12 protein-coding genes and 1 tRNA gene are annotated in these 12,873 nt (G+C 65.8%); 8 read left to right on the top strand and 5 right to left on the bottom strand.

Going from position 1 to position 12,873, the window contains the following annotated elements; genetic code table 11:
* Positions 1 to 5: 5 nt before the first annotated feature.
* Positions 6 to 1,022: a succinylglutamate desuccinylase/aspartoacylase family protein gene (locus GT355_RS07630; protein WP_160134114.1), complete on the bottom strand. Its 1,017-nt coding sequence runs from the start codon at positions 1,020 to 1,022 to the stop codon at positions 6 to 8.
* 108 nt (positions 1,023 to 1,130) lie between these two features.
* On the opposite strand from GT355_RS07630, the gene GT355_RS07625 reads away from it, so the two are divergent.
* Positions 1,131 to 2,483 carry a putative ATP-dependent zinc protease gene (locus GT355_RS07625; protein ID WP_160134113.1) on the top strand — a complete coding sequence of 451 codons (1,353 nt, stop codon included), beginning with the start codon at positions 1,131 to 1,133 and terminating at the stop codon, positions 2,481 to 2,483.
* A gap of 1 nt (position 2,484) precedes the next feature.
* Here the strand turns inward: GT355_RS07625 and GT355_RS07620 are convergent, their stop codons facing one another.
* Entirely contained in the window at positions 2,485 to 3,048 is a 564-nt protein-coding gene (locus GT355_RS07620) for a DNA-3-methyladenine glycosylase family protein (RefSeq protein ID WP_160134112.1), read from the bottom strand.
* A gap of 200 nt (positions 3,049 to 3,248) precedes the next feature.
* Here GT355_RS07620 and GT355_RS07615 point away from each other — a divergent pair, with 200 nt between their 5' ends.
* The 6 genes from GT355_RS07615 (at position 3,249) to pdhA (ending at position 8,590) form a co-directional block, all read left to right on the top strand.
* Positions 3,249 to 5,222 carry a 3-hydroxyacyl-CoA dehydrogenase/enoyl-CoA hydratase family protein gene (locus GT355_RS07615; protein ID WP_160134111.1) on the top strand — a complete coding sequence of 658 codons (1,974 nt, stop codon included), beginning with the start codon at positions 3,249 to 3,251 and terminating at the stop codon, positions 5,220 to 5,222.
* 89 nt (positions 5,223 to 5,311) lie between these two features.
* The gene (locus tag GT355_RS18545) at positions 5,312 to 6,040 is read left to right on the top strand and encodes an HNH endonuclease (RefSeq protein WP_160134110.1); all 729 of its coding nucleotides are present in this window, start codon (positions 5,312 to 5,314) and stop codon (positions 6,038 to 6,040) included.
* 44 nt (positions 6,041 to 6,084) lie between these two features.
* Positions 6,085 to 6,191 (top strand) — tRNA-Glu (locus tag GT355_RS07605).
* Between the two features lie 336 nt (positions 6,192 to 6,527).
* Positions 6,528 to 6,722 carry a cold-shock protein gene (locus GT355_RS07600; protein WP_120072785.1) on the top strand — a complete coding sequence of 65 codons (195 nt, stop codon included), beginning with the start codon at positions 6,528 to 6,530 and terminating at the stop codon, positions 6,720 to 6,722.
* A 144-nt stretch (positions 6,723 to 6,866) separates the two neighbouring features.
* Positions 6,867 to 7,043: a hypothetical protein gene (locus GT355_RS07595; RefSeq protein ID WP_160134109.1), complete on the top strand. Its 177-nt coding sequence runs from the start codon at positions 6,867 to 6,869 to the stop codon at positions 7,041 to 7,043.
* Positions 7,044 to 7,483: 440 nt separating this feature from the next.
* Positions 7,484 to 8,590, top strand: coding sequence for a pyruvate dehydrogenase (acetyl-transferring) E1 component subunit alpha (pdhA, locus tag GT355_RS07585; RefSeq protein WP_160134107.1), 1,107 nt, complete (start codon positions 7,484 to 7,486; stop codon positions 8,588 to 8,590).
* Positions 8,591 to 8,650: 60 nt separating this feature from the next.
* Here pdhA and GT355_RS07580 read toward each other — a convergent pair whose 3' ends face one another.
* From GT355_RS07580 to GT355_RS07570, 3 genes are all read right to left on the bottom strand, one after another.
* Positions 8,651 to 9,136 (bottom strand): cupin domain-containing protein, encoded by a 486-nt coding sequence (locus tag GT355_RS07580; protein ID WP_160134106.1) that lies wholly within the window; start codon positions 9,134 to 9,136, stop codon positions 8,651 to 8,653.
* Positions 9,137 to 9,203: 67 nt separating this feature from the next.
* Complete coding sequence (locus GT355_RS07575) at positions 9,204 to 10,682, bottom strand: Coenzyme F420 hydrogenase/dehydrogenase, beta subunit C-terminal domain (RefSeq protein WP_160134105.1); 1,479 nt, start codon at positions 10,680 to 10,682, stop codon at positions 9,204 to 9,206.
* Complete coding sequence (locus tag GT355_RS07570; RefSeq protein WP_160134104.1) at positions 10,675 to 12,375, bottom strand: nitrite/sulfite reductase; 1,701 nt, start codon at positions 12,373 to 12,375, stop codon at positions 10,675 to 10,677. The genes GT355_RS07575 and GT355_RS07570 overlap by 8 nt, the downstream gene beginning before the upstream one ends.
* Before the next feature lie 275 nt (positions 12,376 to 12,650).
* Here GT355_RS07570 and GT355_RS07565 point away from each other — a divergent pair, with 275 nt between their 5' ends.
* The gene (locus GT355_RS07565) at positions 12,651 to 12,863 is read left to right on the top strand and encodes a hypothetical protein (protein WP_160134103.1); all 213 of its coding nucleotides are present in this window, start codon (positions 12,651 to 12,653) and stop codon (positions 12,861 to 12,863) included.
* The last annotated feature ends 10 nt before the right edge of the window (positions 12,864 to 12,873 follow it).

Below are 12,873 nucleotides of genomic sequence, written 5' to 3'. Positions count from 1 at the left end.
GGAGCTCAGGCGGGCGCGGTTCGTGACAGGTCGCGTTCGAGCGCGTGGCGGGTCGAGGTGTCGAGCTCGACGAGGTGACACAGCGGGTTGCCGGGATAGACGAGCGGGTTTTCGAGCACGCCGACGAGCAGTCCCGTGAAGGGCGCGCGGACGGTCTCGGACTCGGTCATGAACGGGTCGGTGATGGTACAGACCCGTTCGCCCTCGCGAACGAGGTCGCCGCCGTCGTGGTGCATGTCGACGAGTCCGCCGGTATCCGCCCGGAGCCACGTTTTCGCCGAGCTTCCGTCGATCACGGTGCGCCAGCCGGGCCACCGAACGGCGCTCGTCCGTCGCATTCCGAACTCCGCGAGCACGCTCTCGACCCCCGCGAGCGCGCGGTCGATGAGCTCGCGTTGGAAGCGGTGGGCCTCGCCCATCTCGATGGTGATCGTGGGTGTACCGCTCGCGCTCGCCTCGCCACGGAGGGTGCCGTCCGGTCCCGAACCGCCGATGACGACGTTCGAGGCGAACGCTTTGGCGACGCGCTCGACCGCCTCCTCCCCGGTGTCGGCCCGGACGTGGAGCATATTGGTCCGCCCGCGGGTCGAGGTGTGGAAGTCGAGCCCGAGGTCGCAGGGTGCGATGAAGTTCTCGAAGATCCGGTGGGCCATCCGACGCGCGCTCGTGCCGGTCTCGCTCCCGGGGAACGACCGGTTGAGGTCGCGGTCGTAGATCGGGAGGTAGCGCTGCTGGGCGAGGAAACCCGGGACGTTCAGGACGGGGAGACAGACCAGCGTTCCGTGGAGGTCGGTGTGGTCCCAGTCGTGGGCGACGGTTCGAACGACCTCGACGCCGTTGAGCTCGTCGCCATGGGCCGCCGCGCTGAGGAAGGCCGTCGGGCCGGGCTCCGCGCCGTTGACGATGGTGACCGGGATCCGGACGGGGTCGCCCATGTAGGTCTCGCTGATACCGTATCTGATGTTCTGGGTCTCGCCCGGTTCGACCTTCCCGCCGTTGTACGTGAACGCGCCCTCGGCCATTGCCCCTCGAAGGTGAACCACCCCTAAAGCCCTCCCGTCTCCGGTTTCACTCGTTCGAGACCACGGCGCATCGCTACAACTTTGCCTCGGGCTCGACCAAGGAACGGCATGGAATCCTCCAACGACGCGGTTCGTGTCGGCGTGTTGAGCCTCCACAACAGCAAGGAGACCAAGGCGATCCTCAACGCGGTCGAGGATCTCGGTCACGAGCCCGTCTGGCTCCGTCGGGAGAACACCGCGGTCTCGATCCGGGACGGCGAGGTGAGCCTCGAACCCGACGTCGACGTGGTTGCCAACCGGCTCCTGCTCTCGAACACCGAGGAGCCCGCCGAGGGGCTGGGGCTGGCGGCCACCTTCGAACGGATCCGCCCGATGCTGAACCGGCCGGGTGCCACCCTCACCGCGATCCACAAGTTCGCGACCGCGGCGACGCTCGCCGATTGGAACGTGCGGGTGCCGGACGCGCTGCTCGCGCTCTCGAACGACCGGTTGAACCGGGGGCGAGAGCGCTTCGGTGACGTCGGCGTCTACAAGACCGCCATCGGCACCCACGGCGGCGGGACGTGGAAGGTCGACCTGAGCGACCCCGTCAACCCCCGAGTGGGGAACCGGCAGGCGTTCCTCCAGGAGCTCATCGAGCGCGACGAGACCCAGCACCGCGACCTTCGCGTGTACGTCGTCGGCGACCGGATCATCGGCGCGATGCACCGCTACGCCCCCGAGGGCGACTGGCGAACCAACGTCGCGCTCGGCGGGGCGGTCGAGGACGTCACCGACGAGATCCCCGACGAAGCGCGCGAGACCGCGCTCTACGCCGCCGACGTGATCGATCTGGACTACGTGGGCGTCGACCTCGTGGAGGCCAACGACGGCTGGTACGTCCTCGAGATGAACCCGACGGCGGGGTTCAAGGGGCTCTACGAAGCCACCGGGAAGAGTCCGGCTCCCTACATCGCGAAGCTCGCCGTCGAACACGTCGGCGGCAGCGTCGACGACGACCGGGTGCGCGAGCTCTCGGGAACCCTCGACGACTCCACGCCGTCGTCGATGCCGCGCGAGGAACGGCCCGCGCCCGGCGAGACACCGACCATCGGCTACATCGAGGACGTGGTGGTCAGCGGGACCAGCGGGTCGCAGTCGACGCTCGCCAAGTCGGACACGGGGGCGACTAGAACCAGCATCGACACCTCGCTCGCGGCTACGATCGGTGCCGGGCCGATAAAGAGTCTCACGAGGGTTCGTTCGGGCAGCCAGAAATCCGGAAAGGCGCGGCCGGTGGTCGACCTCGTGGTCGGGATCGGGGGTACCCAACACACCGTGACCGCGAGCGTCGAGGACCGGAGTCACATGAACTACCCGCTCCTGTTGGGTCGGGACATCCTGAAACACTACCAGGTCGACGTTCGGCGGCGGTCCGACAGCGACCAGCCCCAGCCGGACGAGGACGTCCTCGAAGAGTGAACTACGACTCGTAGTGTTCCCAGAGGTAGAGCGTCGCGAGCGAACGGTGGGGCTCCCAGCGCTCGGCGAACTCGCGCATCTCGGCTCGGCTCATCTCGCCGTAGAGCGACTCCATCGCCCGCCGAACGGCGAGGTCCCCCACCGGAAAGACGTCCTCGCGCCCGAGCGCGAAGATCAGGTACATCCGGCCGGTCCACTCGCCGATCCCGTGGATCTCGGCGAGCTCGTCGATGACCTCCTGGTCGGTGGCGTCGGCGAGCCCCGCACGGGTCAGGTCGCGTTCGATGAACGCCTCGGCGGCGTTCCTGATGTACTCGGTCTTGGCCTTCCCGAGGCCCGCCTCGACGAGGGTCTCCTCGTCGGCCGCGAGCACCGCCTCGGGGGTGATCTCGTCGAACAGCGCGAAGGTCCGCTCGCGAACGGCGTTGGCCGAGGCCGTCGAGACGGACTGGTTGATGATCGATATCACGAGCCGTTCGAACTCGCTCTCGGCGGGGTCGAGTTCGAGGGGACCGTACTCCGCGACGAGTTCGGCCATCACCGGGTCCTGGGTGAGTTCGTCCATTCGGTGGTCGATCGAGGGTCGCGAGCCGCTTGAGTCGTGTCATCGGCGAAGCCGGCTCCGCGCTCGTCGTCGCACTCGAAAATAAACTCGAATCGAGTTGTTAGCGATCGGTTCGTCGCGCTTCGACCGGCGCGGTCGTGAACCGGGAGCCGGCCGGACGGAAACGTTGAAATCCCGCGAGCGAGTTGTAACGGTGAATCATGAACGTCGACGACATCGAGACCGTTGCCGTGCTCGGCGCGGGGAACATGGGTCACGGCATCGCCGAGGTCGCTGCGCTCGCGGGCTACGACGTCCGGCTGCGCGATATCAACGAGGAGCTAGTTGAAAAGGGGTACGACCAGCTCGAGTGGAGCGTCGGCAAGCTCGAGGAGAAGGGCCAGTTGACCGAGGAGGAGGCCGAGGCCGCGCTCGACCGTGTGACGACGCTGGTCGACGTCGAGGAGACCGTCTCGAACACGGACGTGATCATCGAGGTGGTCCCCGAGAAGATGGACATCAAACAGGACGTCTACCAGGAGGTCGAACAGTACGCGCCCGAAGAAGCGCTGTTCGCCACCAACACCTCCTCGCTCTCGATCACCGACCTCGCGGAGGTCACGGAGCGTCCGGGCCAGTTCTGCGGGATGCACTTCTTCAACCCCCCGGTCAGGATGCAGCTCGTGGAGGTCATCTCGGGCGAGCACACCGCCGACGAGACCCTCGACACGATCGAGGCGCTCGCCGAGAACTTCGGCAAGACACCAGTTCGGGTTCGGAAGGACAGTCCGGGTTTCATCGTCAATCGCGTGCTGGTGCCGTTGATGAACGAGGCGGCGTGGCTGGTCGAAGACGACGTGGCGACGATGGCGGAAGTCGACAGCACCACGAAGTTCGACATGGGGCTCCCGATGGGGAGCTTCGAACTCGCCGACCAGGTGGGGATCGACGTGGGCTATCACGTCCTCGAATACATGCACGACGTGCTCGGGGATGCCTACGCACCGTGCCCGCTGCTCGAATCGAAGGTCGAGGCCGAGGAGCTCGGGAAGAAGACGGGCAAGGGCTTCTACGACTACGAGAACGGCGACGGCGCGGACATCCCGACCGACGCGGGCACCGAGGAGATCGAGGCACGACTGCTCGCGGTGATGGCCAACGAGGTCGCGAAGCTCGTCGGGAACGACGTCGCGCCCGCCGCGGACATCGACGAGGCCGTGATGCTGGGGGCCGGGTTCCCGAACGGCCCCGCGAAGCTCGCCGACGAGGCGGGGCTCGACTCGCTCCACGAGACGCTCTCGGAGCTCCACGAGGAGACCGGCGCGGCGCGCTACGAACCCGCACCCGCGCTCGACGAGCTCGCCGGCGAGGGCTTCTACGCGGGCTCGGACGACGGTGACGGCGACACGATCGAGTTCGAGACGGTCGGCATCGAGTATCCGGGCGACATGGTTGGCGAGATCGTCATCGACCGCCCCCACCGGATGAACACCATCAACATGGACGTGCTCGACGAGCTCGCCGCCGCCATCGAGCTGTTCGAGGACGACGACGAGGTGCGCACGATCCTGATCACGGGCGCGGGCGACGACGCCTTCTCGGCGGGTGCAGATGTACAATCGATGGCGGCGAGCGCCGAGCCGCTCGAAGCCATCGAGCTCTCGAAGAAGGGCAAGGAGACCTTCGGCAAGCTGGAGGAGTGCCCGATGCCGGTCGTGGCGGCCATCGACGGCTACTGTCTCGGCGGCGGGATGGAGCTCGCGATGTGTGCGGACCTCCGGATCGCCACCGAGCGCTCGCAGTTCGGCCAGCCCGAACTGAACCTGGGGCTCCTGCCCGGCTGGGGCGGCACACAGCGTCTCCAGCACATCGTCGGCGAGGGCCGCGCGAAGGAGATCATCCTCACCGCCGAGCGCTACGACGCGGCGGAGATGGCTGACTACGGCTTCGTCACCGACGTGGTCTCGAAGAACGAGTTCCGGGACGCCGCCCACGACCTCGCCGCCGACCTCGCGGCCGGCCCGCCGGTGGCCCAGAAGCTCACCAAACGCGCGATGCTCCGGGGCTGGGAGGACACCGAGGCCGGCCTGGAGATCGAATCCCAGGCGTTCGGCCACCTCATCAACACCGACGACCTGATGGAGGGTGTCACCGCGTTCATGGGCGATTCGGACCCCGAATTCGAGGGGAAATAGACGGACCGCCACCGTCGAACTCCAACGGTTGTGAAAACGGGGTCGGCCCGAGGCTTTATCACTCGAAACGGATCGAACGGCTACTGCCGATGGTGAGACGCTATCGAAGCGGTTGGTGGCTCGATGTCAAATATTGGGACGAAGAGCTGACACAGGAAGCGATCGCCAACGAATGCAACGTCTCGCCCAGGACGGTCCGCACGTATATGAACCGGTTCGACATTCCAACCCGTGAAATAAGCGGCGAGGACCACCCCCTGTATGGTCGAGAGCGCCCCGACGCTGTAAAACGGCGGATCGCTGCTTCGTTGAAGGACCGACGGTTTTCGGAGGCGACGCGTAGACGGATGGCTGAAGCGAAGAACGGCACCGAACTACCGGCGGACGTCAGAGAGAAGATCTCTCGGTCCTTGCAAGGCGTCTCCCGGTCACGGGAAACCCGTCGGAAGATGAGCCGTTCCACGGCCGGGGAACGGAACCCGAACTGGAACGGTGGATACAGCAGACGGTACGGTCCCGGATGGACGGAAGCACGGAGACGAGTGCGTGGTCGTGACTCCGTCTGTCAACACTGTGGCCACGACGGAGCGGACCGAGGCCTCGATGTCCATCACATCATCCCTGTTCGACTGTTTCGAGAGACGAACGGCGTCGCGCTCGAACGTGCTCATGACGAACGAAATCTCGTTCTTCTCTGTAAACGATGCCACAGTAGAGCCGAGCACGGACACATTGCTGTTCAGCCGTCCGGAAACTTCACCCTCGAAACGTGTCTCGAGAACGCGAGAGGTCGTGAGAAGACGGACCACTCCCGATAGCAAACAACAGTGTTTATCAGTACCCGATACTGAGAATCAATTACGCTCGGTTGGTGTAGTCCGGCCAATCATTTCGGCCTTTCGACAAATGAGGGCTCGCGCCCGGTTTGGAAGAGAGCCGATGACCGGGGTTCAAATCCCCGACCGAGCACTACAGCGAACGAAGTGAGCGAAGCGCGCAGGGAGGTGGATTTGAGCACGGAAGTCGCAGCGCGAGCGTAGCGAGCGACCGTCTTCCGAAGTTCAAATCCCCGACCGAGCATTCTGCGTGGGTTCTCACGAGTAGAGCGAGTGAAACGTCGTGACGAGCGGAGCGGAGTCACGGAACACGAAGTGACGAGTACTTTCCGAGCATCCGACCGGGAAGCCACGGCGTTCGGTTCCATCCCCCACGGGCCTCGATTTCTGGATGAGTGTCCATCGCACCCCGCATGATACCGCGACTCGCGCAATTCTTATGACCCGGTGGGCGTTGGCTTTAGAAGCAATGGCAAAAGGCACGGTTGATTTCTTCAACGACACTGGCGGCTACGGCTTCATCGACACTGAGGATTCCGAGGAGGACGTGTTCTTCCACATGGAAGACATCGGCGGCCCGGATCTCGAAGAGGACACGGAAGTCGAATTCGACATCGAACAGGCTGACAAGGGCCCGCGCGCGACCAACCTCGAACGACTGTAAGTCGGACGAGTAGCGTACGCAGCACTTCACTAACCAACAATTTTTCGAGTAGCTTCCCGACCAGCGACGCGTCCGCGTCGTCCGTCCGAGGTCCCATCGACCACCGGACGACCGCCGGTACCGGGCGAACGGCCATGGTCGTCGATGCGTCTCACGGAACCTAACCGTGCGGCGGTCCGTCGGGACGAATACGCCCGCGCGTGGGTTGAGGGCCACATCGAGAACGTGAACCGGGCACTCGAACCCCACGAGCGGATCGAGCGCTTTGAACTCGTGCCGACCGAGTGGACCCCGAGAACGACCTCCTCGCGCCGTCGTTGAAGCGGAAACGACGGAACATCCTCGACCGGTTCGATGCGGAGGTGGGGCGGATCTACGCTGCGGGACGGCCGGTGGACGACTGAGCCACGGCTCGACCCCGCAGGGTCCCGGTCACGCGTGAAACTTCTCGCCGCAGCTTCGGCACGTCGTCCACTGCCCCGTCACCTTCTGCTTCTCGCCGCACTCCGGGCATTCGCGCCACACGGAGCGGTTTTCGTGCGACATACTCCTGTTTCCCGTCGATAGCGTATATCCCTGACCCCGAACCAGTGAAAGTGGTCGGCCTCGGTACTCATAGGGTTCGTCACCATCCGGGTGCCGAGTCCGGTTCGGAACCACGGCTCGTCATCGGCCATCCGACGCGACGGACGCGACCGGCAAGACGGTTTTCCTCGTGGACGGAAACGCTATGCCGCCGCGCCACGCAGGGTTCGGGAACCGTGACCACTGATCGCACACGGGGCGACGACCGCGTGCAGGTGCTCGACGCCGACGGCCAGGTCGTCGACGGCGCGACCGTGCCGGCCCTCTCGGACGAGGCGTTCGTCTCCATCTACCACGACATGCGCTTCGCGCGCCACCTCGACGAACGCCTGATCAGCCTCCAGCGCCAGGGGCGACTCGGGACCTACTCCTCGCTCGCCGGCCAGGAGGGTTCGCAGATCGGCTCGATGTACGCGCTCGACGAGGCCGACTGGGTGCTCTATCAGTACCGCGAGCACGGCACGGTCGTCGTGCGAGGACGGCTCGCCGAGTACCTCCAGTACTGGATGGGCCACGAATCGGCCAACGCCGCGCTCGCCGACGTCAACATCGCACCGCTCAACATCACCATCGCCGACCACCTCCCCCACGCGGTCGGGATGGCGTGGGCTTCGAAGCTCAAGGGCGAGGGCAAAGCGTTCGTGAGCCACTTCGGCGACGGCGCGACCAGCGAGGGCGACTTCCACGAGGCGATGAACTTCGCGGGCGTGTTCGACACCCCGAACGTCTTCGTCTGCAACAACAACCAGTGGGCGATCTCGGTTCCCCGCGAGCGCCAGACCGCGTCCGCAACACTGGCTCAAAAGGCCGAGGCCTACGGCTTCGAGGGGATCCAGGTCGACGGGATGGACCCACTCGCGATGTATCAGGTCACGAAGCACGCCGTCGAGAAGGCCCGGGGCGAGACCGACGACGAGCGCCGTCCGACCATGATCGAGGCGGTCCAGTACCGCTTCGGCGCGCACACCACCGCCGACGATCCCTCGGTCTACCGCGAGGAGCGCGAAGTCGAGGAGTGGAAGGAGAAAGACCCGATCCCACGGCTCGAACGCTTCCTCCGCGACACCGGTCGGCTGGACGACGAGCGGGTCGACGCTATCGAGAACGAGATCGAAGCCGGCGTGGCCGAGGCCGTCGAGACGGCCGAGGGGAGCGCCGAGGCCGACCCGGACGACCTGTTCGCCGACGCCTACGCGGAGCTTCCCGACCGGCTTCGCGACCAGCGCGAGTACCTCCGGGAGCTGCGCGAACGCCACGGCGACGACGCCCTCCTCGACGAGTGAGCCGAGCCATCGCACCACCGACTCCTCGGTCTGCACCCGGCGCGCACTCGTCGCGGCGGATCACCCCGTCGCGAACTCGTTGCCGCACGCCGTGCAGGTGAACTCGAACTGGCCCTCGTCCGTGAGGTCGAGCCCGTGGACGGTCTCCTCGCCGCACTCCCGGCAGTGGACCAGCGATTCGATCTCCTCGAAGTCGTGGCGGGCCTTCGGCGCGCCGAGCGCGAACCCGACCACCCGGTCGTCGGAGTCGTTCTTGCCGGTCTGGAACTCGCCGGGCGCGAACCGGATGAACCCGCCCGCCTCGACGTCCGTCTCCTCGCGTTCGCGACCGACCTCGAACGTCGCCGTGCCCTCCTGGACGTAGAAGACCTCCTCCTGGTCGTGGTGGGTGTGGAGGCCCCCGGAGAACGACTCGCCGGGTTCGAGCTCGAAGTAGTTCATCGCGAAGTCCTCGGTGCCGAGGGCGCTCGAAACCGGCTTCCGAACCGAGTGGACCCCGAGCGGGTTGGTGACGACATCCACATCGTCGATGTTGACTTTTTCCACACCGATCGCATCGCTCTCGCGAGCAAAAACGTTCCTGCCACGACGCCGAGATCGAAAAACGCGGCGTTCAGTGGTCGGCTTCGTGCGGGTTGAGCACGGTGCCGTAGTTCTCGGCGTGCTCGGTGTACTCGATGAACCGGGGTGCGTCCGGGTCGAACGGTCGTTCGAGGGAGTTGAACGCTTTCTTCTTGTCCCAAGACTGGAGCCCGCCGATCGCCGAGCGGTCCTCGAGGTCGTGGTAGTCGAGGTCGGCCTCGGTGTGTTCCCACGCGTCGAGGCCCTGTTCGGTTCGGATGATGACGCTCGAATAGTCGTCCGAGGAGCCGACCGAGCCCACCGTGATGTCGGAGGTGAAGCCCGTGAAGTCGGCACACTCGTCACAGCCCTTCAGTGCGGCGTCGTGGAAGTTCTCGATATCTTCCTCGAGCATCTTCTCGCCGTCGTGGTCGTAGATGTACATGTTCCCGTGGAGGATGTCGAACTTCCCGATCTCCTCCGGGCTGATGCCACGCTTCTCCTCGAGCTGCTCGCCGATGAGTCGCTCGTAGTTGAAGTTCTTCGTACACATCAGCGCGATGGTGTAGTCGACGGCCCGCGCACCGCCGTCCTGCGAGCCGTACTCCCACGAGAAGTCCTGGAGCGCCCGGATGCCCTCGATCTCACACGGGGTGCCGACCATCGCCAGCGAGAGGTCTTCCGGGTCCTTGTCGGGGAGCTTGTGCTCCCACTGGTCAAGGTCGAGGTTCCCGAGCGCCATCGTCTGATTGTAGAAACTGCCGGCGTTCTCGATGACCTCCTCGGGAGTGGTCGCGAGGAAGCTCTCGGCCTTCCAGGCCTCGTCCTCGCCTTCGGTGGCGATCAGCGCGCCGTCGATCTCGCCGTCTTCGAGCAGGTGGATCAGGACCGAGGAGACCACGCCACCGTCCTGGGCGTTCTCGCGCCACTCCTCCTCGACCTTCGCCGAGAACTCGGTGATGGGGTCGCCCGCGCCCTTCACGTTGTCCTCGCCACCAGTGATCTTCCACTGGCGCTCGTAGCGCAGGCCGCCGCGGGGACAGAAGTCCCAACAGAGCGAACAGCCCGTACACATCTTCACCAACTCGGGGAGCCCGTCGTCGCCGATGCCGATCGAGTCCGAGGGACACGAGGCCACACAGGTCCCACACTGGATACACCGGCCGTCGTCGATCACGGCGGTGTCGAGCTCCATGAACCACGTCTTGTCGTCGGGCTCCTCGATGTCGTTCATCTCCGAGCGGATCGAGTAGCCCGGCGTGTCGAGGTCCACCCCGTCGGGAACCCCGACGCGGTGGTCGGGCGAGTCGCCGTTCTCGATGTCCTGGCTCGTGCCCTCGGCGGCGGGTTCGGTGAACTGAACGTCACCGAGGCTGCCGTTCTCGTCGACGTTCGCCGACTTCATCCCGCCGTCGGCGATGGCCTTGGGTTCCGACGCCTGCCCGCCGCAGGTACACTGTCCGTCGGTACAGCACTCGTCGCCGTCGTCGCTCGTCCCCGGCACGCCGGGGAGGGGGCTGCGATCAGTCATCCGCCGCGACACCTCCCGAGACGTTGGCGTCCGCCTGCCGCATCACGGCGCGGAGTTCGTCGTTGCCGGCGCGACGGCACCACTCGTAGAAGCGCTCGCCCTCCTCGCGCTCGTCGGTGTAGGCCGTGAACAGCTTCTCGAGCGCCGGGATGACGGCGGTCGCGGGCACCGCGTGTTCGACCCAGTCGAGGAACTCGTTGTCGGCACCCAAGGAGCCGCCGAGGCCGAAGTCCATCCCCTCGACGATCTCGTCGTTCTCGTCGTCCTCGTCGTCGACGTCCGTCTTGACCGTCTCGCCCCGGAAGCCGATGTCGGCGATCTGAGGCTGGGCACAGGAGGCCGAACAGCCCGACATGTGCATCCGGACCACTTCGAGGTCGTCGGGGGTGTCGATCCGGTCGTCGAGCTCGCGGGCCCACCGCTTGACTCGATTCTTGGTCTCGATGATGCCGTAGTTACAGAACTCGCTTCCCGTACAGCCGACCGCGCCGCGTGCGAACGGGCCCGGGTCGGGCTGGTAGTTCTCCGCGAAGGGTTCCGCGAGGAGGTCCTCGACGTTCTCCTCGGGGATGTGGGTGATCAGGAAGTTCTGATCCGTCGCGAGGCGGAGGCTCGCGTCCTCGGTGCCGTGCTTCTCGGCCGCGCGGGCGGCCTCGGCGAACTCGTCGCCGCCCATCCGGCCCGCGACGACGTTGAAGCCCACGTATCGCAGGTCCTCGTCGCGCTGTTTGTGGACGCCGACGTGATCTCCTGTATACCCTTCGGTGAGGTCCTCTCCACGGGTGTCGAGGTCGACCTGACAGCGGTCACGGACGGCCTCCTCGAACTTCTCGGGCCCCATCTGCTGGACGAGGTAGCGCATCCGGCAGACGCCGCGGTTGAACCGATTACCGAGCTCCTTGAACGTCTGGGCGACGGCCCGGGTGAACTCGACGGCGTCCTCCGGCGGGACGAACACGTCGAGCTCCGAACCCATTCGCGGGCCGTCCGAGAGCCCGCCGCCGACGCGGACGTGGAAGCCGTACTGGTACTGGCCGTCGACCTCGCGGCGCGCCGGGGTCATCCCGACGTCGTTGATCTGTGACTGGGCACAGTCCTCGCGGCAACCGGTGATAGTAATCTTGAACTTCCGCGGGAGGTTGCCGTACTCCCGGTTCTCGGTGAAGAAGTCCGAGACGGCGTCGATCACGGGCTGGGCGTCGAAGGCCTCGTGGTGGTCGAGGCCCGCGGCGGGACAGCCCAAGACGTTCCGCGCGGAGTCGCCACAGCCCTGGATCGTGGTCAGCCCCACGTCGTCGTAGCGATTCCAGATCTCGGGGACGTCCTCGACCTCGATCCAGTGTTCCTGGAAGTCCTGGCGGGTCGTGATGTCGACGTAGGCGTCGCCCCAGAGGTCGTTCTGCTGGTCGCCGCCGTACTCCTCGGGCGCGGTGGCGAACTCGTCGGCGACCTCGCCGACGACGACCCCCTGCTCGGGCGTGAGATAGCCACCGGGGACCTTCGTCCGCATCATGAAGTAACCGTCCTGTACCCCGTGGCTGTACATCCCGGCCCACTTGAGCCGTTCCCACTCGCCGTCGCCGGCGCGTTCCTCGATCTCGTCAAACGAGAGTCCCTCTTCGGCGTACTCCCGCACGTCCTCGATGACGTCGAGCGGATGCTTCTCCTGTTTCCAGCGTTCGACTGTATTCATTGTAGTCTCAAATCAGCGCCACCGGCGACCGTGCCGGCTACCCTTGCGGACTCTACTTCCCTCTACTCATAGTATTCCCGGGTCACGGCGAGGTCTGACGCGGCTCGACGGTTCCGGATGGTGTTGCTGGAGTCTACGAGACGGACGTCGACACGGAACCGTGCCGAACGCGCCACTCGCCATCGATTCGGCCGGATAGCGCCATTACGGAGCGTACACGGATACCGGGTCGACGGGAGAAAAGGACTCAAACCGATAGCCCCCGGAGACGGCACATGAGCGAAGATTGGCCGGTCTCGGCCGACGGTTCGGGTTCGATCGCCGCCGGCGACCGCTACCGACTCGATGACGGCACGACGCTCGAAGTCGTCGGCGTGGCCGACGACGAGGTCGACGTGGTACAGTACGACGACGAGGGCGACCGGCTCGGCGAGTACTCCACCTCGGTCGAGGAGTTCCGCGAGGACGTCGTCGACCTCGCGGAGTGACTCGGGACCC

Source organism: Halococcus salsus (genome assembly GCF_009900715.1).
In the GTDB taxonomy this organism is placed as follows: domain Archaea; phylum Halobacteriota; class Halobacteria; order Halobacteriales; family Halococcaceae; genus Halococcus; species Halococcus salsus.
Note: the sequence above shows the minus strand (reverse complement) of the source record. Positions and strands in the feature narration are given on the sequence as shown.